Here is a 19680-nt window from a genome sequence, read left to right as displayed (position 1 = left end):
CCCGATCGGGGTGCTAGAGTTTCACTCGTTGCAAGGGCCTGTGGCGCAGTCTGGTAGCGCACCTCGTTCGCATCGAGGGGGTCTGGGGTTCAAATCCCCACAGGTCCACGCACATCAAAGCCCCGACCGGGTTATCCGGTCGGGGCTTTGGCATGTCGTGCGGCGGTGCCCACTTCTTGGCGGTGTGACCGTTCGGAAGTGGGTTGCCTGTTGGGGGCTCCGCTGGGGACGGCCGGGTGAACTGCCTTTTCCGTACCGTTGGTTGAAGCCCGTGCGTGGGCGTCACAGCTGCTTGGCGTAGCAGCGGCTCTCCTCGTGGTGGCGGTAGTGGCCGAACTTGGCGCAGGGGGCGTACCCGGAGGAGAGGTAGAGGGCGATGGCCTCGGGCTGTTTGGTGCCGGTCTCCAGGACCATGCGGAGGCGGCCGGCGGCGCGGGCGTCGGCTTCCAGGGCGGCGAGGACGCGACGGGCGAGGCCGAGGCCGCGGGCCTGTTCGACGACGAACATGCGCTTCAGTTCCGCGTCGCCGTCGAGGTTGCCCTCCGCGTTGTGGTCCTGGGTGCGCCAGCCGCCGGTGGCGACCGGGCGGTCGCGGTCGTCGTAGACGATGAGGTAGACGCCGCGGGGCGGGTCGAAGTCGGTGGCGTCGAGGACGGTCGCGTCGCCGCCGTCGCCGTAGCGGACGTGGTACTCGGCCTGCACCTCGTCGTTGAGCTTGACGGCGTCGGGGTGGTCGAAGCGGACGCGGCGTATATTCATGCTGGGTATCGTACTTCTATGCGTAGGGCTGGGCGGTCTTCGTCCAGTGTGCCGGTATCGTGCCGGGGTGCTGACTGTTACCTCCGTGAATGTGAACGGGCTGCGTGCCGCCGCCAGGAAGGGCTTCGTGCCGTGGCTGGCGGAGACCTCGGCCGATGTCGTCTGCCTCCAGGAAGTGCGGGCCGAGCCGCACCAGCTGCCCGAGGAGGTCCGCGCCCCCGAGGGCTGGCACGTCACGCACGCCCCGGCCGCCACCAAGGGCCGTGCCGGTGTCTCCCTCTACTCCCGCCGCGAGCCCGACCGGGTGCGCACCGGGTTCGGGTCGGCCGAGTTCGACGGCAGCGGGCGGTACGTCGAGGCCGACCTGCCGGGTGTGACCGTCGCCTCGCTCTATCTGCCCTCCGGCGAGGTCGGCACCGAGCGGCAGGACGAGAAGGTCCGCTTCATGGGCGAGTTCCTGGGCCATCTGACCGGGCTGCGTGAGCGGGCCGCCGCCGAGGGGCGCCAGGTGCTGATCTGCGGCGACTGGAACATCGCCCACCAGCAGGCCGACCTGAAGAACTGGCGCGGGAACACCAAGAACTCCGGGTTCCTGCCCGAGGAGCGCGCCTGGCTCACCCGCGTCCTCACCGAGGGGGACGGCGGCTACACCGATGTGCTGCGCGCCCTGCACCCCGGTGTCGAGGGGCCGTACAGCTGGTGGTCGTACCGGGGGCGGGCCTTCGACAACGACAGCGGCTGGCGGATCGACTACCAGATGGCCACGGCCGGTCTCGCCGGGCGGGCGGTCAAGGGGTTCGTCGAGCGGGCCGCCACGCACGAGGAGCGCTGGTCCGACCACGCGCCCGTCACCGTCGTCTACGACCTCTGACGCACGCCTACGGCCTCCGACCCACGTCTACGGCCGTCTGCCCATCCGCCTGTCCAGCGCGAGCGACAGCTCCGCCTCGACCACGCTGCGGGCCAGCGGGCGCAGACGGTGGGCGTCCTGTGCCGGGGTGTGGCGGGTGATCAGGGTCTGGAAGAGGTCGGCCAGCGCGTCGGCGTGCTCGCGGACGCGGGCGCCCGCGCGGAGGACCTCGGCGAGCGGGACGCCCTCGCGGACCAGCGCCGAGGAGACGTCCAGCAGACGGCGGCTGACGTGCACGATCTCGTCGCCGTCGGTTCCCAGGTAGCCCAGCTCCAGGGCGGCGGCCAGGTTCTCCGGGGTGGCCTCGCCCTCGAAGCGCGCCGCCAGTTCCTCGGGGGTCAGCCGGACCGGCTCCTCCTCGGTGGGCGTGCCCATGCCGAGCACGTCGGCCACGTTCCGGCCGTGCTCGAACGCCTCCGCCAGCTCCGCGATGCCGGTCAGCGTGTGCCCGCGCTCCAGCAGGGCCGCGATCGTGCGCAGCCGGGCCAGGTGATGACCGTCGTACCAGGCGATACGGCCCTCCCGGCGCGGGGGCGGGATCAGTTTGCGCTCGCGGTAGAAGCGGAGGGTGCGGACCGTGATCCCGGCGAGGCGGGCCAGCTCCTCCGCGCGGTACTCGCGGTCCCCGGCCGGGTCCGTTCCGGCCTGTGCCGCTCCCGCGGGTCCCGTGCCCGTCGGCCCGTCCGCCGCCCCTCGCTGCTCTGCCACACGCCGCACCCTATGTCGTACCGGCGGTAACTTCCCTGCCCCGCCCCCTACCGCTCGGTACGGAGCTGCCCTACAGTCCTGACTGCGCCAGTAATCACTGGCGCGGTCCGACGGGGTGCGGGAGGCGTCCGGATGGCCGGGTACGAGCATGTGCGCGTGGCGATCGTCGGATCGGGGTTCGCCGGGCTCGGGGCGGCCGCGCGGCTGCGCCGGGAGGGGATCACCGACTTCGTGGTGCTGGAGCGCGGGGACGGCGTGGGCGGCACCTGGCGGGACAACACCTATCCGGGGTGCGCCTGTGACGTGCCCTCGCACCTGTACTCGTTCTCCTTCGCGCCGAACCCGGAGTGGCCGCGCACCTTCTCCGGGCAGGAGCACATCCGCGCCTACCTGGAGCACGTCACGGACCGCTTCGGCATCCGTCCGCATCTGCGGCCGCGTACCGAGGCCGAGCTGATGAGCTGGGACGGCGACGCGCTGCGCTGGACCATCGAGACCAGCCGGGGCGGCTACACCGCCGATGTCGTGGTCTCCGCGACCGGCGCCCTGTCCGACCCGAGGACACCGGACGTCCCCGGCCTCGGCACCTTCCCCGGCCCGGTGTTCCATACCGCCCGCTGGGACCACGGCGCCGAACTCGACGGCAAGCGGGTCGCCGTGATCGGCACCGGCGCCTCCGCGATCCAGATCGTCCCCGAACTCCAGCGCCGCGCCGCCCATGTCACCCTCTTCCAGCGCACCCCGCCCTGGGTGCTGCCCCGCACCGACCGCGCCGTCACCGGCCCGGAACGGCTGCTGCACCGGGCGCTGCCGCTCACCGCCCGTGCCCGGCGCGGGTTCCTCTGGGGCATCCGGGAACTCCAGGTGCAGGCGTTCACCAGGCACCCCGAACAGCTCGGCCTGGTCGAGGCGGTGGCCCGGCGGCACCTGGCCCGCTCGATCAGGGACCCGGAGCTGCGTGCCGTACTGACCCCCAACTACCGCATCGGCTGCAAGCGCATCCTGCTGTCCAACACGTACTATCCGGCGCTGGCCCAGCCGAATGTGGACGTGGTCGCCGCCGGGCTGAGCGAGGTGCGGGGCGCCACGCCGGTCGCCGCCGACGGCACCGGGGCCGAGGTGGACGCCATCGTCTTCGGCACCGGGTTCCACGTCACCGACATGCCCATCGCGGAGCGGGTGATCGGCGCCGACGGCCGCACGCTCGCGGAGGCGTGGAAGGGCGGCATGCGGTCGCTGCGCGGTGCCTCGGCCACCGGGTTCCCCAACTGGATGACGATCGTCGGCCCCAACACCGGCCTCGGGAACTCCTCGATGATCCTCATGATCGAGTCCCAGCTGAACTATCTCGCCGACTTCCTGCGCCAGTTGGACACCCTCGGCGGACGCACGGCGCTGGACGCCCGCCCGGCCGCCGTGGACGCCTGGAACGAGCGGGTCCAGCAGCGGATGCGGCGCACCGTGTGGAACACCGGCGGCTGCACCAGCTGGTACTTCGACGCCTCCGGCCGCAACACCACCGTCTGGCCGGGCACGACCACCGAGTTCCGGCGCGCGACCCGGCGGGTGGACCTCGCGGAGTACGAGGTGCTCCGCGGGCCGGTCACCCCGGCCCGCCCCGGTTCCGTGTCGCGGGTCGTGTCGCAGTCCGTATCGCAGTCGGAGGAGGGCGTATGAGCAGGGGCAGTCTGGACGGGCGGGTCGCCGTCGTCACCGGAGCGGCGCGCGGGGTGGGCGAGTCGCTCGCCCGCGAACTGTCCGCGCGCGGGGCGCGGGTGGCGCTGGTCGGGCTGGAGGAGGAGGCGCTGAAGGAGGCCGCCGGGAAGCTGCGCGGCGAGGCCGCCCACTGGTACGCCGACGTCACCGACCAGGAGGCGATGAGCCGGGTCGCGGTGGAGGTGGAGCAGCGGTTCGGCGCGGTGGACGTCGTGGTCGCCAACGCCGGGGTCGCGGCGGGCGGTCCGTTCCTGGGCTCCGACCCGGACGCCTGGCGGCGGGTGATCGAGGTCAACCTGATCGGCTCGGCGGTCACCGCCCGCGCCTTCCTGCCGGTGCTCGCGGAGAGCCGGGGCTATCTGCTCCAGATCGCCTCGCTCGCCGCGATCACCCCGGCGCCGATGATGACGGCGTACTGCGCGTCCAAGTCGGGCGTCGAGGCGTACGCGCACAGCCTGCGGGCCGAGGTCGCGCACCTCGGGGTGGGGGTCGGGGTGGCGTATCTGTCGTGGACGGACACCGACATGGTGCGCGGCGCCGACCGGGACGCGGTGATGCGGGAGCTGCGGCAGCGGCTGCCCTGGCCGTCGAACCGGACGTACCCGCTGGGCCCGGCCGTGGACCGGATCGTCGCCGGGATCGAGCGGCGCTCGGCGCATGTCTACGGGCAGTGGTGGCTGCGCGGGATGCAGGGCGTGCGCGGATACCTGCCCGCGCTGATCGCCACCGTCGGCCGGCGGGAGGTGCGGCGCTTCGCGCCCCGGCTCGCCGGGATGGATTCCGGACTCGTCGGCGCAGGTGGGGAGGCCGACGAACGGGCGAGGGCTACGTACCGTAACTGATCGACATGCGCAGTGTGTTCGCTCGTGTGAATCTGGTCGAGGCCCCAGCGGGGGCCGGTCTCCGTCTCACCCCACGGGAGTGAACCCACATGGGTATGAAGGACAAGTTCCAGAACAAGTCCGGCGAGCTGAAGAACCAGGCCGAGCAGAAGGCCGGTCAGGCTCGTGAGCAGGCCGCCGGGCAGCGCGACCGGATGCAGGGCGAGCGGACGCAGGGCGGCGAGCGCCCCCAGCGCGGTCAGCAGCAGGGTGAGCGGATGCAGGGCGAGCGCCCGCAGCGCGGCCAGCAGGGCGAGCGCTCCGGTCACGGCCACGAGGGCCGCGACATGCGGGACATGGGGCACGAGATGGAGGACCGCTTCGACCAGGACGACAACGCCTGATCGTCGCGCGCGACTTCACCCCTGGGGCGAGGTGTCCGGCCTGTGCCGGGCACCTCGCTCGTGTGTGCGCCCGACGGTGTCGAGGTGTTCGCTCCGGTGAATCGCCCCGGTCACTCTCCGGGGCGCGGCGGCAGTTTCGGGCGGGAGCGGTCGGGCACGTCGGCGTATCCCGGCGGGAGCGCGGCCGGGGTGCCGTCCAGCAGGTCCACCGCGAGGTACACGGCGTCGGCGAGCTGGGCGTGCCGTCCCTCGGCCCAGTCCAGCGGGGTGCGCAGCACCTCCAGATCGGGTTCGACCCCGTGGTTCTCCACGGACCAGCCGTAGGCGTCGAACCAGGCCGCGTTCATCGGCACCGTGATGACCGTGCCGTCCCCGAGCCGGTGCCGTCCGGTCATGCCGACCACCCCGCCCCAGGTGCGCTGCCCGACCACCGGGCCGATCCGCAGCAGCTTGAACGCGGCGGTGATCATGTCGCCGTCCGAGGAGGTCGCCTCGTCCGCGAGCGCCACCACCGGCCCGCGCGGCGCGTTCGAGGTGTACGACACCGGCTGCGCGTCCCGGGTGAGGTCCCAGCCGAGGATGGTGCGGGCCAGCTTCTCGATGACGAGTTCGCTGATGTTGCCGCCCGCGTTGCCGCGCACGTCCACGATCAGCGCGGGCCGGGACACCTCCCGGCGCAGGTCCCGGTTGAACTGGGCCCAGCCCGAGCCGCCCATGTCGGGGATGTGCAGATAGCCGCAGAGTCCGCCGCTCATCTCCCGTACGACCTGGCGGCGTTTGGCCACCCAGTCCTGGTAGCGCAGCGGCCGTTCGTCGGTCAGCGGGACGACCGCGACCCGCCGGGCCCGGCCCGCCTCGCCCTCGGCCGGGGTGAACGTCAGCTCCACGGTCGTCGCGCCCGCGCCCGCGAGCAGCGGGTAGGGTCCCGCGACCGGGTCCACCGGGCGGCCGTCCACGTGGGTGAGGACGGCGCCCTCGCGGATGCCGGTCCCGGCCAGCGGGGAGCGGGCCCTGGAGTCGGAGGAGTCGCCGGGCAGGATGCGCCGTACCGTCCAACCGCCGTCCCGGCGGACGAGGTTGGCGCCGAGCAGGCCCTGCCACCGCTGGTAGTGCGGGGGGCCCTCGTCGCGGCGGGCGGCGGTGACGTAGGCGTGCGAGGTGCCCAGTTCGCCGAGGAGTTCACGGAGCAGGTCCGCGAACTCGTCCGGGGTGTCCACCCGTTCGACCAGCGGGCGGTACTGGTCGAGCACCGCGTCCCAGTCGATCCCGCACATGCCGGGGTCCCAGAAGAGGTCCCGGGTGATCCGCCCGGCCTCCTCGTACGCCTGCCGCCACTCGGCGCCCGGATCGACCTCGTGCAGGATGCGGCGCAGGTCGATCCAGACCACGCTGTCGGAGTCGCCCTGCTCGGTGGCGGGTGCCGCGCGCAGCTCGCCCTCGTCCACCACGACCAGCCGGGTGCCGTCCCCGCTGACCGCGAACCAGTCGAGCCCGCCGACCAGTTCGGACTTCTTCGCCTTGGCGATGTTGAAGAACTCCAGGGTGGGCCGCCCGCTGGTGTCGGCCGGGTTGGCGAAGGTCTCCCCGAGCGCCCCGGAGATCGGCCAGCGCATCCACACCAGCCCGCCCCCGGCCACCGGGTGCAGCGAGGAGTACTTGGACGCGATCACCGGGAACGGCGTGACCCGGTTCGCCAGCCCCTCCACCTCCACGGTGACCGTCCCGGAGTCCCCCTCGTCCTCCTCCAGCGGGTCCAGACCGCCCGCCGCCGGACGGCCCTCGGGGTTCAGCGCGAACGGGGACGGGGTCGCGGAGCTGAGCGGCACCAGATAGGGGCGGCAGCCCAGCGGGAACGACAGGTCGCCGGTGTGCACGTCGTACACCGGGTCGAAGCCGCGCCAGGACAGGAAGGCCAGATAGCGGCCGTCGCGGGTGAAGACGGGGTTCTCGTCCTCGAAGCGGCCGTCGGTGGCGTCCACCACCAGCCGGTCCTTGATCCGGGCCAGCTTGATCTGGCGCAGGGTGCGGCCGATCCCCGGATGCGACCAGGCCAGCCAGGCGCCGTCCGGCGAGAACGCCAGGTCCCGCACCGGCCCGTTGACCGACCGGATCAGCTCGGTGACCTCGCCGTTCGAGCCCTCCGTCACGTCGAGCAGCAGCAGCCGCCCGTCGTGCGAGGCGAGCGCGAGACGTTCCCCGGACGGGTCCGCGACCATCTCCAGCACCCGGCCGAGCTCCCCGGCGGCCAGCCGTCTGGGCGCCCGGTCGCCGGTGGCGCGGGGCAGCTGGGCGATCTCCACGGCGTCCGGGCCGCCCGCGTCGGTGACCGAGGCGACCTGCCCGGTGGAGCCCAGCATCTCCGGCAGCCGGACCCGGACGCCCGGGGTGTCGGTGATGGTGCGGGCCGGTCCGTCCCGGTGGGTCAGCCAGTACAGGCTGCCCCGCACCACCACCGCGCTCGCCCGCCCGGTCTCGTCCACGGAGATGCCGTCCACGTTCCGCGCGGCGGGGACCTGGTGCTTCCGGCGCCCGGTGCGCGGCCCGTCGAGGCGTACGTCCAGCCGCCGGGGCTCCGAGTCCGCCGCGAGGTCGTCCACCAGCCACAGTTCGCCCGCGCACTGGTAGACCACGCGGGTGCCGTCGCCCGCGGCGTTGCGGGCGTAGAAGGCGTCGTGGTCGGTGTGCCGCCGCAGCCCGGAGCCGTCGTGGGCGCAGGAGTAGAGGTTGCCCACGCCCTCGTGGTCGGAGAGGAACGCGATCCGGTCGCCGACGAACATCGGGTTCGCCAGATGCCCGTTCAGCTCCGGCAGCAGCCGCTGCCCGTGCAGCCAGAGCCGCCCGGTCGCGCCGCCCCGGTACCGCTTCCAGGCGGCCGGTTCGTGCGGCGGGGTGCCGGTCAGCAGCAGGGTGCGGCGCTCGCCGTCGATCTCGGCGACCTGGAGGTCCGCGACCGGTCCCCACGGCAGCTTGCGGCCGGGATCGCCGTCGGTGGAGACCTTGTAGGACCAGGTGTAGTACGAGAACGGCTCGCCGTGGGAGCCGACGGCCAGGATGTGCGGGCGGCCGTCCGGACCCGGTGGCGACCAGCCGCACACCCGGGTGTCGGCGCTGCCCCAGTACGTCAGCTGCTCCGCCGGTCCGCCGCCGGTGCCGACGAGATGGATCTCCGGCGCCAGGCTGCGCCAGCTCGTGTACGCGATCGTGCGGCCGTCGGGGGAGAAGCGCGGGGTGCCCGCCTTGGTGCGGTCGGCGGTGAGCCGCCAGGCCCGGCCGGGCTCCGCCAGCGGGGCCAGCCAGAGGTCGTCCTCGGCCACGAAGCACAGCAGGTCGCCGGAGAGGTGGGGAAGGCGCAGATAGCTCACCCTCCCCATGCTTTTCCGGGGGCGCGGGGGCAGCAACTCGTGACGGGGGCGCACGGGGCGCGGACGCCGGTGGTCCCGCCCGAGTTGCGTACGAAACTGTTTCGTTTCGGTAAAGCCTGGGGTACATTCGTCTCGTAAGGACGGGCCGGGCTGGGAGGGTGCAGGACATGACCGAGGCCGCCACCGCCGGGCGCCGGAGCCGGATCACCCCCGAGCGTCAGGCCGAGCTGTACGACGCGGTCCTCGACCTGCTCCGTGAGGTCGGCTACGACGCCCTCACGATGGACGCCGTCGCCACCCGCACCCGCTCCAGCAAGGCCACGCTGTACCGCCAGTGGGGCGGCAAGGCCGAACTCGTCGTCCGCGCCATCCGGCACGGCAAGCCCGACCACGCCGCCGCCGTGGACACCGGCAGCCTCCGCGGCGACCTGCACGCCCTGGTGCAGCTGGAGGACGACTGCACCATCGAGCAGAACTCCGCGCTGATGCGGGGCGTGGCGATGGCCATGCACAGCAACCCCGATCTGCGCGAGGCGTTCCGCGCCCAGCTCGTCGAGCCCGAGATCGGCGCCTTCCACCAGGTGGTCCGGCGGGCCGTGGAGCGCGGCGAGATCCGCGCCGACTGTCCCGCCCTGGAGTTCATGGTCCACATGCTCGTCGGCGGCTTCGCCACCCGGGCACTGCTGGACGACCAGCCGCCCACCCGCGCGTTCCTCACGTCGTACATCGACGCGGTGGTGCTGCCCGCGCTCGGGGCGGCGTAGCGGCGGTCCCGTACGGGCGGTGGCCGGTCCGCCCGGTTGACGGATACATTCCCATTCGGGGGCATACGGGGACAGAGACCTCACGAAGGGGAGCAAGTCGATGACCGACAAGCCGATCGTCGCCGTCCTGGGCACCGGCATCATGGGCGCCGCGATGGCCCGGAACATCGCCCGCGCCGGGCTGGAGACCCGCGCCTGGAACCGTACCCGTGACAAGGCCGAACCCCTCACCGCCGACGGAGTCCGGGTCACCGGCACCCCGGCCGAGGCCGTCGAGGGCGCCGACGTCGTCGTCACCATGCTCTACGACGGCCACACCGTCGCCGAGGTGATGCGCGAGACCGCCCCCGCGCTGCGGCCCGGCACGGTGTGGGCGCAGTGCACCACCGTCGGAGTGGACCTCATCGGCGACCTCGCCGCCGTCGCCGCCGAGCACGGTCTCGTCTTCTACGACGCACCCGTCTCCGGCACCCGGCAGCCCGCCGAGGCCGGAGAGCTCACCGTGCTCGCCGCGGGTCCCGAACAGGGCCGCGAGACCGTCACGCCCGTCTTCGACGCGGTCGGCGCCCGGACCGTGTGGACCGGCGACGACGGTGCCTCCGGCAGCGCCAGCCGGCTCAAGCTCGTCGTCAACAGCTGGGTGCTCGCCGTCACCGCCGCCACGGGTGAGGTCCTCGCCCTCGCCCAAGGCCTCGGCATCGATCCGCAGCGCTTCTTCGAGACCGTCCAGGGCGGCCCGCTCGACATGGGATACCTGCGCGCCAAGGCCGCCCAGATCCTCGACGGCGGTCTCAGCCCCGCCTCCTTCGCCGTCGTCACCGCCGAGAAGGATGCGCGGCTCATCGTCGCGGCCGGGGAGAGCAGCGGCGTACGGCTGGACGTGGCAGCCGCCGCCGCCGAGCGGCTGCGGCGGGCGGCGGAGCAGGGGCACGGCCACGAGGACCTGGCCGCGGCCTACTTCGCCAGCTTCGACGAGTAGCCTTCCCGGCCGGTCGCCGCCGGGGTTCCGTGTGACGTTCCGGTCCGGTGGGCGCACCCTGGAATGAGGCGGGTGTTTCTGTCCTCCGGAGGTGGTCCACATGGCGACGCGCAGCACCGTGGGGTGGCATGTCGAGCTGGAGTTCCGGGAGGACGACGACGACCACACGCGCGCCGTCGCCCTCCTCCGGCTTCCCGACGGGTCCGAGATACGTGCGCACGGGCACGCGAATCGGCACCGGGTGGATTCCCCGCAGCCCCGGGTGGGGGAGGAGGTCGCGGGGGCCCGGGCGCTGAACGAGCTCGCGTTGCTCCTGCTGGGCAAGGCGCATGAGGAGATCGACGCGGATTCCGGGCGCGTGTCGCACCCGATCCACGTCTGAGGTTCGCTCCGCCGGGGTGCGGGGTTTTCTTCCCGCGGGCCTGCTGTGGCCGGTCGCGCCGTTCCCCGCGCCCCTCGAAGGCGGCTGCGCCGCCATCCCCGTTCGGCCAACCGTCGTAGGGGGCTGGTCGCGCAGTTCCCCGCGCCCCTGAACGGCGGGTCCGTTGTCGGGTGCGGGTCCGTCTCGGCCGGTCGCGCAGTTCCCCGCGCCCCTTGAGGGCGGCTGCGCCGCCATCCCCGTTCGGCTAACCGTCGCGGGTGCTGGTCGCGCCGTTCCCCGCGCCCCTTCAGGGCGGCTGCGCCGCCGTGTCAGGCTGCTGGGGTCAGGGAGTCGCGCAGGGCTCGGAGGAGGGCCTGGGGGCGGGGGTCGGAGGTGACGGAGGTGCGGAAGGCGTTGGTGACGTAGGCGAAGCTCGTTGCCGAGGCGGGGTCGGCGAGGGCCAGGGCGCCGCCTCGGCCGGGGTGGCCGAAGGAGGAGGGGGTCAGGAGGGGGGAGGCGGGGCTGTGGAGCATGTAGCCGAGGCCGAAGCGGGTCGGGGCGATCAGGACCCGGTCGGGGTCCGAGGAGTGCTCGGCCGTGGCGAGTCGCAGGGTTTCCGGGGTGAACAGGCGGGTGCCGTCGTCCAGTTCGCCCAGCAGCGCGGCGTAGAAGCGGGCCAGGCCGTCCGCCGTGGCGATGCCGTTCGAGGCGGGGAGGGCCGCCGCGCGCAGCGCGGGGGAGTTCTCGTCGGGGGCCGGGGTGATCGCCGCGAAGGCGCGGCGGGTCAGGGAACCGGGGTCGGCGTAGGCGGCGGCGACGGACTGCTTCGGGCGGAGACGCAGGCCGCCCTCGGGGGTCTCCCCCACGGGGAGCTGTCCCACCCGGCCCGCCCGGTGCCGCTCGGAGTCCGGCAGGCCCACCCACAGGTCCGCACCCGCCGGGGCCGCGATCTCCTCCGCGATGAACTCGCCCACCGGGCGTCCGGACACCCGGCGGATCAGCTCGCCGGTCAGGAAGCCGTAGGTGTGCGCGTGGTAGCCGTGGGCCGAGCCCGGCTCCCACACCGGTGCCTGGAGGGCGACGTACGCCGCTGAGACGTCCGGGTCGGCGGCCTGTTCCGGGGTGAGGGGACGGTCCAGGACGGGTACGCCCGCGCGGTGGGACAGCAGGTGCCGTACGAGGGTGTGCTCCTTGCCCGCCGACTTGTAGGCGGGCCAGTACGCGCCGACCGGGGCGTCCAGGTCCAGTTCGCCGCGCTGGTGGAGCAGGAGGAGCGCGGCGGCGGCCACCCCCTTGGTGGCGGAGCGCACGATCTGCGCCGTACCCCGCTCCCAGGGCGCGGTCCCGGCGGAACCGTCCACGTCCTTCGCCCCGGCCCAGAGGTCCACGACCCGGTGCCCGTCCCGGTAGACGGCGACGGCCGCGCCGCGCTCACCGAGCCGTGTGAAGTTCGCCGCGAACGCCTCCCGGACCGCCTCGAAGCCCTCGGCCACCGTGCCGTGCACGATCACGTTCGCATCCACGCCAGTTCCCTCTCCTCGCATTCGACGACGAGTGAAACACGGGGGCGGCGCCTTCGATTCCTCGGGCCCCGGGCGTGGGCGCGCGTCGTTACGCCCCCGCCGCCACCGTCCTCGGGTCGAACCCGAACGGCAGCTCCAGCCGGTGCGCCCGCATCAGCGCCTCGTCGGAGAGCAGGGTGCCGGTCGGCCCGTCGGCGGCGATCACCCCGTCGCTGAGGATCAGCGAGCGCGGACACAGCTCCAGGGCGTACGGCAGGTCGTGCGTGACCATGAGGACGGTGACGTCCAACGACCGCAGCACGTCGGCCAGTTCGCGCCGGGACGCCGGGTCCAGGTTGGACGACGGCTCGTCCAGCACCAGGATCTCCGGCTCCATCGCCAGCACCGTGGCGACGGCCACCCGGCGGCGCTGGCCGAACGAGAGGTGGTGCGGCGGGCGTTCGGCGAACTCCGCCATGCCGACCCGCTCCAGTGCCGTACGCACCCGTGCCTCCAGGGCCGCCCCGCGCAGACCGGCCGCCGCCGGGCCGAACGCCACGTCCTCCCGGACAGTCGGCATGAACAACTGGTCGTCGGGGTCCTGGAAGACGATGCCGACCTTCTGCCGGATCTGAGCCATGTGCCGCTTGCCGACCGGCAGTCCGGCCACGGTCACCGAACCGGCGCCGCCGCCCAGGATGCCGTTCAGATGCAGCACCAGGGTCGTCTTCCCGGCGCCGTTCGGGCCGAGCAGCGCGGCCCGTTCGCCCCGGGCGAGGGTGAAGTCCACGCCGAACAGGGCCTGATGGCCGTCGGGGTAGGCGAAGGCGAGGCCCGAGACCTCGAGGGACGGGGTACGCACGGCATCTCCAGTCGGGGTACGCACGGCAACGGAACTCACAGCGTCCACCCCAGCAGACACACGGCCAGCGCCGCGCCCGGCAGCGCGAGGGCGGACGACCACTGGGCGCGGGACGCGGTCACCTCGTCGATCACCGGCATCGTGCCCGCGTACCCCCGGCTCACCATCGCCAGGTGCACCCGCTCGCCGCGCTCGTAGGAGCGGATGAACAGCGCGCCCGCCGACTTGGCGAGCACACCCCAGTGCCGTACGCCGCGTGCCTCGAAGCCTCGGGAGGCGCGGGCCACGCGCATGCGGCGCATCTCGTCGGTGATGACGTCGCCGTAGCGGATCATGAAGGACGCGATCTGCACCAACAGCGGGGGCAGGCGCAGCCGTTGGAGTCCGAGCAGCAGCTCGCGCAGTTCGGTGGTGGCCGCCAGCAGCACCGAGGCGGCGACACCCAGGGTGCCCTTGGCCAGCACGTTCCAGGCGCCCCACAGGCCGTGCACGCTCAGGGAGACACCCAGCACCTCGGTGCGCGGGCCCTCCGCGACGAACGGCAGCAGCACCGCGAACGCCACGAACGGCACCTCGATCAGCAGCCTCCGCAGCAGGAACCCGGCGGGCACCCGGGCCGCCCGCGCGACCCCGGCGAGCAGCAGCGCGTAGAGCCCGAACGCCCACATCGCCTCGCGCGGGGTGGAGACCACGACCACGACGAAGCCGAGCACGGCGGCCAGCTTGGTGTGCGGGGGCAGCCTGTGCACGGGGGAGTGCCCGTGCCGGTAGAGGCGGTGGGTGTGGCCCGCGCCCATGTCAGAGCACCGTGTCCGGCGCGCACACCTCGGACTCGCGCCGCCTGCGCACCGCCCAGAACACCGCGCTGCCCGCGACCACGGTCACGCCGACGCCGATCACGCCCGCGAGCCCGCCGGACAGCCGGGCGTCCTCGACGTCCCGCACGCCGTAGTCCGCGAGCGGGGAACCGGCCGAGGTGTGCTCCCGCGCCTTGGCGTCGATGCCCTGGTCGTGGGCGACCTTCTCCAGGCCGTCGGGGTTGGCGGAGGCGTAGAAGCTGACGACACCGGCGAGGACGAGGGAGGCGGCGAGGCCGGTCAGCCACAGGGTGCGGCGGGAGGTGCGGGCCGCCACCGGGGCGTCGCCCGCCCGGGCCGGGGCGGGGTCCGCCTCCGGGGCCGGGGTCCTGGGCGCCGGGGCGTCCACGAGTTCGCCGTTGACCCGCAGCTTCAGCCGCTGCTGGAGGCCGCGCGCGCCGTGCACCAGGTCCGGCCGGACCGCGATCACCGCGCTCACCGTGAGCGCCGTGATGACCGCCTCCCCGATCCCGATCAGCACATGCACGCCGATCATCGCGGTGGCGACCTTGCCGAGCGCGACGTCCGTGGTCCCGCCGACCGCGTAGATCAGCGTGAACGCGACGGCGGCGGCCGGGACCGACAGCAGCGCGGCGACGAAGGCCGCCGCCGTCACCGAACCGCGCCCGCGGGGCAGGACGGCCAGCAGCCCCCGGAAGACGGCGTAGGCGACGACCGAGGTGACCACCGCCATGTCCGTGACGTTCACGCCGAGCGCGGTCAGCCCGCCGTCCGCGAACAGCACGCCCTGCATCAGCAGCACCACCGACACGCACAGCACGCCGGTGTACGGGCCGACGAGTATCGCGGCCAGCGCGCCGCCCAGCAGGTGGCCGCTTGTCCCGGCGGCCACGGGGAAGTTGAGCATCTGTACGGCGAAGATGAACGCGGCGACCAGCCCGGCCAGCGGGGCGGTGCGTTCGTCCAGTTCGCGGCGGGCACCGCGCAGGCTCACCGCGATGGCTCCGGCGGCGAGGACTCCGGTCACGGCGGAAGTGGGGGCGTCGATGAATCCGTCAGGTACATGCACCAGCTGATTTTAGAGGCTTGTTGCGAACCTTTTGCAAGAGAGATGTGGTTTCGGTCTCGCCGGGCACCTAAGGGGAAATGTGCGACATTGGAGAGGAAGCGGATGTACACCTTCCGTATCCGTCACTGAGCGTGAGAGGGCGGTCCGATGGCTGTAGTCGAGCAGTACGCGCGGGCCCAGATCATCGAGGACGAGGCGTATCCGTCGGCCGTGCCCGCCGCGTTGGGCTACGACCCCGACGACGACCCCGACACCGTGCGGGTACGGCTGTCCGGCTCGCGCGAGTGGACCTTCCCCCGTGACCTCCTCGAACGCGGGCTGCGGACACCGGCCGAGAGCGGGGGCGTCCGGGTGTGGCCGTGCGGGCGGGTGCAGGTCGTCGTGGAGTTCCACGACGAGGAGGAGGGCGTGACCGTGGTGCAGTTCGAGTCGCGGGCGCTGCTGGCGTTCCTCGGGCGGACGTGGACGGCGGAACTGGTGAACAGCTGAGGGGGGCGGCGGGTCCCGGTGGAATCGTCTGGATCGGCGGGTCCCGGTGGGTGGGGCGCCTTCCGTGCCGTCCGTGCGGAGGGCGCCTGTGCGGAGAGCCCCCGTGGGGAGGGCGCCCCTCTCGCGTGACCGGTGCGGTCAGCCGCCCAGCTTCAGCAGCGTCGCCACGATCGGACCGGCCGTGTCGCCGCCGTGTCCGCCCGCCTGCACCACACCGGCCGCCGCCATGTCGCCCCGGTACGCCGTGAACCAGCCGTTGGGCTTCTTCTGCCCGTCCACCTCGGCGGACCCGGTCTTCGCCCCGGAGTCCGGACCGAGCCCCGCCATCGCCTCGGCCGCCGTGCCGTAGCCCGCCGTGTACCGCATCAGCTCCCGGAGCTGCCCGACCGTCCCGGCGGACAGCTTGCGCGGGGCGGTGGCCAGGGTGCGGTGATCGACGGACGGCGCGACCAGAAACGGCTGGTGGAAGGTGCCGGTGCGGACGGTGGCCGACACCGACGCCATGTTCAGCGGGTTCATCCGCACCCCGCCCTGCCCGATCAGCGAGGCCGCCATCTGCGCGGCCGACTGCACCGGGACCGAGCCGTCGAACGTGGGCACGCCGATCTGCCAGTCGTTGCGGGACAGCCCGAACACCTGCTGCGCCTGCTGGGTCAGGTCGTCGTTGGAGAGCTTCTTCGCCTGGCTGATGAAGGCCGTATTGCAGGAGCGGGCGAAACTCGCCTTGAACGTGCCCTTCTTGATCTCGAAGTCGTCGTCGTTGTGGAACTTCCAGCCGCCGTAGGTGTACGTCTTCGGGCACGGGTGCTGCTTGTCCGCCGAGGCGAGCTTCTTCTCGATCAGCAGCGACGATGTGATGATCTTCATGGTGGAGCCGGGGGCCAGCGAGCCCTGGAACGCGGTGTTGAAGCCGTGCCCGCTGTTGGCCACCGCGAGGATCTCGCCGGTGGACGGCCGCAGCGCCACCACCGACGCCCTGGACCGCTTGGCGACCTGCGCCTCGGCCGCCGCCTGGAGCTTCGGGTCCAGCGTGGTGCGGACCGTGCCGGGCGTGCCCCGGCTCAGCTCCACCAGCGTCTTGTCCGACAGCTTCGCGTCCTTGGCCGCCTTGCCGCGCACCACCCGCAGCTCCACGCCCGCCTTGCCGCCCGCCGTCTTGCCGTACTTCTCCCGCAGACCGTCCAGCACGGTGCCCAGGGACGGGTACGTGGCCGGGGACAGCTCGCCGCCGTCGCGGTCCAGCGCCTTCACCGGCGGGGTGCCGGACTCGCCCGTGACGAGCCGGTCGCCGTCCTTCAGGTCCGGCTGCACCACCGAGGCGTGCCATTCCACCAGCGGCTTCCCGTCACTGGCCCGCCGTACGACGGTCAGCGCGGTGGTGTACGCCAGCGGCTTGCCCGGGCCGTCGCCGGACACCGTGGCCTTCACCGCGTACGGCACCTTCGCGCCGGTGGCGGGCTGCGCGGAGAGGGTGAGGTCCTTCAGGCGCGCGTCCTTGGGGAGCGAGGCGAGGAGCGCGTCCGCCGCCGCCGGGTCGGTGGTGACCGCCGCCGCCTCCTGCGACCTGCCCTGCTGCCAGGCGGTCAGGAACGCGGTGCTCACCGCGTCCACCTCGGCCGCGCTGGGCGGGCCGGTCCGCACCTTCTTCGCCGGCGGGGCGGAGTCGGCCGTACCGCCGGTGCCCGAGCCGCCGTACAGCGCGTAGGCGCCGAAGCCCGCGCCCACGGCGACGACCGCGACCACTCCGCCGATCACCGCCGTACGGGAGTTCTTCCGCTCTGCGGCGCGTCTTCTCTTGCCCACGGTCTTCCGATCCTCCACGCGTTCCGCAGGGTCCCCGCAACCCCCACTGACCCCAACGACCGTGCACAGCCTAGGGCCTGGGGCAGACAGCCATGTGAGGCCGGTCTCACACGGGGAGCGTGCGAGACCGGGTCGCCGCCGCTTCCCGGCCCGGTCAGCCCGCGTCGCGCAGGACGGTGGCGACGATCGGGCCGGCCGAGTCGATGCCGTGACCGCCGTCCTGGACCATCGCGGCGGCGGCGACGTCGTTGCGGTAGCCGGTGAACCAACTGTCGGACCTGGCCTGCCCGTCGGCCTCCGCCGAACCCGTCTTCGCGCCGATGCTGCCGCGCAGCCCGGCCATGATGTTCACGGCGGTGCCACTGGTCGCCGTACGGTTCATCATCGCCCGGAGCTGGGCCACCGTGGACGCGGACAGCCCCCGCGCGCGGGCGGGTTCGCGGTGGTCGAGGGCGAGCGGTACGACGACGGGCTGGCGGAACGCGCCGGTCATCGCGGTCGCGGTGACCGAGGCCATGTTCAGCGGGCTCATCTGCACCTGGCCCTGCCCGATGAGGGCGGCGGCGGTGTCGGGGCCGCTGGAGACGGGGACGCGGCCGTCGAAGGAGGGGATGCCGATCTTCCAGTCGTTCCGGCCCAGGCCGAACCGGTCCTGCGCCTCGGTGGTGAGGGAGCTGTCCTTCACGTCGTCGGCGAACTTCACGAACGCGGTGTTGCAGGAGCGGGCGAAGCTCTCGGAGAGGGTGGCGTTCTCGTTCGGGACCAGACCGGTGAGGTTCTTGAAGGTCTGGCTCTGCCACACGGCCGTGGGCGGGCAGGGTGCCTTGCCGCTGGCGCTGGTGAGGCCGTTGTCGATCAGGGTGGCCGCGCTGATGATCTTCATGGTGGAGCCGGGGGCGCGCTCCCCGAGGAGAGCCGCGTCGAAGCCGTCGTCCCGGTTGTTGGCGATGGCCAGGATCTCGCCGGTGCTCGGCTTCACCGCCGCGACCGAGGAGTCCGGGTACTTGGCGACCGCCCGCTCCGCCGCCGCCTGCGCGACCGCGCTGAACGACGTACGCAGCTTGCCGGTACGGCCCTTGACCAGGGTGAGCAGCGGGGTGTCCGGGGCGTCGTCCGTGTGCCGGACCGCCAGCTCGACCCCGGCCCGGCCGCCCGCCCGGTCGCCGTAGCGCTGCCGGAGTTCGTCCAGGATCGGGCCGAGCGAGGGGTACTTCGCCTTGGTCAGCACCGTGCCGTCGCGGTCCACGGCCTCGATGGGCGGGGCCGCCGAGCCGCCGGTGACGAGGGTGTCGCCCTTGCGCAGCTCGGGGTGGACCAGCGCGGGGTCCCAGTCCACCAGGGGCTGGTGGGAGGTGACGCCGCGCACGACGTTCAGCTCACTGTCGTACTTCAGCGGCTTGGACACGCCGCCGTAGGACACGGTCGCCTTCACGGTGAACGGCACCTTCGTGCCGACCGTCCGGCCGGGGGTGACGCGCACCCCGCCGATGTGCGCCTCGTCGGCGTACGAGGCGAGCACCGTCCGCGCGTCGTCCGGGTAGTTGGTGTACGAGGCCGCCGTGTCCGCGTCGCCCGCCTCCCACGCCGCGAAGAACTTCCCGGTGGCCTTCTCGACCTCCGCCGAGCTCGGCGGCCCGGTCCGCACGGGGGCCGCCTCCGTGACGTCCCCGGTGCCGGTACCGGTGTCGCTCAGCGCGGACAGCACGTTGTACGCCCCGTACCCCGCCCCGCCCACCAGCGCGGCACACACCCCGCCTATTACCACACCCTTGACCCCGCGCATCCCGCGCCCCTCCCCATTCCCCGTAGTCCCCGACCGCCCCCCACCTTCCTGAACGTGTTCAAAAACCCGGGGAGCAGAGTGACTGTAAGCGCTCTCGGGCACCGGGTGGCCGAAGTTCCGGATTGTTGTCCGAACGGAGACGTTGCCGTCTACACGTAAACCGGCGCATCCGGTCACATAGGGGGACGGGGGGTGAAGGGGGTGGGGCCCGGCGCTACACCCACGTATCCAGCCACATCCGCGTCCGCCACGAGTCGATCGGGATCGCCGTGGATCTGCCAGGGTTCGACCCTTCGGGCGCGCTCACGCTCACTGCGACGGGCACTCGGTACGAGCTACGCCCTCGCACCTCTAGCGCTCCTTCAGATGCAAGGCGAGTCAGTACCTGCCGAAGGGCTGTGCGTCTGATGCCCAGCTCCTCCGTCAAGGAACGCTAGGACGGGAACTTGTCGCCCGGTCCGTACTGCCCCCGATGCGAGCCGTTTCCGAAGCGTCTCGTAGACCTTGGTTGTTTTCGGACCTATATACGGAGCGCTCTCCGTTCTGAGGCGGTGCGTACCGGGATAGTGG

The 19680-nt window shown here is 72.9% G+C and carries 17 protein-coding genes, 1 tRNA gene and 1 pseudogene; 9 read left to right on the top strand and 10 right to left on the bottom strand.

Features of this window, described 5'->3' with window-relative positions:
• Window positions 1–34: 34 nt before the first annotated feature.
• Window positions 35–108 (top strand) — tRNA-Ala (locus tag KUM39_RS21545).
• A gap of 174 nt (window positions 109–282) precedes the next feature.
• Here the strand turns inward: KUM39_RS21545 and KUM39_RS21540 are convergent.
• Window positions 283–759 (bottom strand): GNAT family N-acetyltransferase, encoded by a 477-nt coding sequence (locus tag KUM39_RS21540; RefSeq protein WP_217787384.1) that lies wholly within the window; start codon window positions 757–759, stop codon window positions 283–285.
• Between the two features lie 67 nt (window positions 760–826).
• Here KUM39_RS21540 and KUM39_RS21535 point away from each other — a divergent pair, with 67 nt between their 5' ends.
• Window positions 827–1630, top strand: a complete 804-nt coding sequence (locus tag KUM39_RS21535; protein ID WP_308288195.1) for an exodeoxyribonuclease III — start codon at window positions 827–829, stop codon at window positions 1628–1630.
• 27 nt (window positions 1631–1657) lie between these two features.
• Here KUM39_RS21535 and KUM39_RS21530 read toward each other — a convergent pair whose 3' ends face one another.
• Window positions 1658–2377 carry a MerR family transcriptional regulator gene (locus tag KUM39_RS21530; protein WP_217787382.1) on the bottom strand — a complete coding sequence of 240 codons (720 nt, stop codon included), beginning with the start codon at window positions 2375–2377 and terminating at the stop codon, window positions 1658–1660.
• A 132-nt stretch (window positions 2378–2509) separates the two neighbouring features.
• On the opposite strand from KUM39_RS21530, the gene KUM39_RS21525 reads away from it, so the two are divergent.
• From KUM39_RS21525 to KUM39_RS21515, 3 genes are all read left to right on the top strand, one after another.
• The gene (locus tag KUM39_RS21525; protein ID WP_217787381.1) at window positions 2510–4054 is read left to right on the top strand and encodes a flavin-containing monooxygenase; all 1545 of its coding nucleotides are present in this window, start codon (window positions 2510–2512) and stop codon (window positions 4052–4054) included.
• Window positions 4051–4935 (top strand): SDR family oxidoreductase, encoded by an 885-nt coding sequence (locus KUM39_RS21520; RefSeq protein ID WP_217787380.1) that lies wholly within the window; start codon window positions 4051–4053, stop codon window positions 4933–4935. The genes KUM39_RS21525 and KUM39_RS21520 overlap by 4 nt, the downstream gene beginning before the upstream one ends.
• Window positions 4936–5030: 95 nt before the next feature.
• A complete protein-coding gene (locus KUM39_RS21515; RefSeq protein ID WP_217787379.1) occupies window positions 5031–5318 on the top strand; it encodes a hypothetical protein in 288 nt (95 codons plus the stop codon).
• A gap of 110 nt (window positions 5319–5428) precedes the next feature.
• On the opposite strand, the gene KUM39_RS21510 is transcribed toward KUM39_RS21515, so the two are convergent.
• Window positions 5429–8680, bottom strand: coding sequence for a S41 family peptidase (locus tag KUM39_RS21510; RefSeq protein WP_217787378.1), 3252 nt, complete (start codon window positions 8678–8680; stop codon window positions 5429–5431).
• A 167-nt stretch (window positions 8681–8847) separates the two neighbouring features.
• Between KUM39_RS21510 and KUM39_RS21505 the strand changes: the two genes are divergently transcribed.
• From KUM39_RS21505 to KUM39_RS21495, 3 genes are all read left to right on the top strand, one after another.
• Window positions 8848–9444: a TetR/AcrR family transcriptional regulator gene (locus KUM39_RS21505; protein WP_217787377.1), complete on the top strand. Its 597-nt coding sequence runs from the start codon at window positions 8848–8850 to the stop codon at window positions 9442–9444.
• 100 nt (window positions 9445–9544) lie between these two features.
• Window positions 9545–10423 (top strand): NAD(P)-dependent oxidoreductase, encoded by an 879-nt coding sequence (locus tag KUM39_RS21500; RefSeq protein WP_217787376.1) that lies wholly within the window; start codon window positions 9545–9547, stop codon window positions 10421–10423.
• Between the two features lie 100 nt (window positions 10424–10523).
• A complete protein-coding gene (locus tag KUM39_RS21495) occupies window positions 10524–10805 on the top strand; it encodes a dsRBD fold-containing protein (RefSeq protein ID WP_217787375.1) in 282 nt (93 codons plus the stop codon).
• A gap of 308 nt (window positions 10806–11113) precedes the next feature.
• Here the strand turns inward: KUM39_RS21495 and KUM39_RS21490 are convergent, their stop codons facing one another.
• From KUM39_RS21490 to KUM39_RS21475, 4 genes are all read right to left on the bottom strand, one after another.
• Window positions 11114–12328, bottom strand: coding sequence for a serine hydrolase domain-containing protein (locus KUM39_RS21490; RefSeq protein WP_217787374.1), 1215 nt, complete (start codon window positions 12326–12328; stop codon window positions 11114–11116).
• 67 nt (window positions 12329–12395) lie between these two features.
• Window positions 12396–13148, bottom strand: a complete 753-nt coding sequence (locus KUM39_RS21485; RefSeq protein WP_217787373.1) for an energy-coupling factor ABC transporter ATP-binding protein — start codon at window positions 13146–13148, stop codon at window positions 12396–12398.
• A gap of 35 nt (window positions 13149–13183) precedes the next feature.
• A complete protein-coding gene (gene cbiQ / locus KUM39_RS21480) occupies window positions 13184–13945 on the bottom strand; it encodes a cobalt ECF transporter T component CbiQ (RefSeq protein ID WP_217787372.1) in 762 nt (253 codons plus the stop codon).
• Window position 13946: 1 nt separating this feature from the next.
• Complete coding sequence (locus tag KUM39_RS21475; RefSeq protein ID WP_217787371.1) at window positions 13947–15035, bottom strand: energy-coupling factor ABC transporter permease; 1089 nt, start codon at window positions 15033–15035, stop codon at window positions 13947–13949.
• Between the two features lie 147 nt (window positions 15036–15182).
• On the opposite strand from KUM39_RS21475, the gene KUM39_RS21470 reads away from it, so the two are divergent.
• A complete protein-coding gene (locus KUM39_RS21470) occupies window positions 15183–15524 on the top strand; it encodes an SsgA family sporulation/cell division regulator (RefSeq protein WP_217787370.1) in 342 nt (113 codons plus the stop codon).
• 138 nt (window positions 15525–15662) lie between these two features.
• Here KUM39_RS21470 and KUM39_RS21465 read toward each other — a convergent pair whose 3' ends face one another.
• From KUM39_RS21465 to KUM39_RS21455, 3 genes and pseudogenes are all read right to left on the bottom strand, one after another.
• Window positions 15663–17327, bottom strand: coding sequence for a penicillin-binding transpeptidase domain-containing protein (locus KUM39_RS21465; protein ID WP_217787369.1), 1665 nt, complete (start codon window positions 17325–17327; stop codon window positions 15663–15665).
• A 154-nt stretch (window positions 17328–17481) separates the two neighbouring features.
• Entirely contained in the window at window positions 17482–19110 is a 1629-nt protein-coding gene (locus KUM39_RS21460) for a penicillin-binding transpeptidase domain-containing protein (protein ID WP_217787368.1), read from the bottom strand.
• A 257-nt stretch (window positions 19111–19367) separates the two neighbouring features.
• A pseudogene (locus KUM39_RS21455) lies at window positions 19368–19634 on the bottom strand (winged helix-turn-helix domain-containing protein); the annotation flags it as partial.
• Between the last annotated feature and the right edge of the window lie 46 nt (window positions 19635–19680).

Source organism: Streptomyces corallincola, assembly GCF_019104725.1.
Taxonomy (GTDB): Bacteria; Actinomycetota; Actinomycetes; order Streptomycetales; family Streptomycetaceae; genus Streptomyces; species Streptomyces corallincola.
This window is presented reverse-complemented; position numbering and strand designations above follow the sequence as displayed.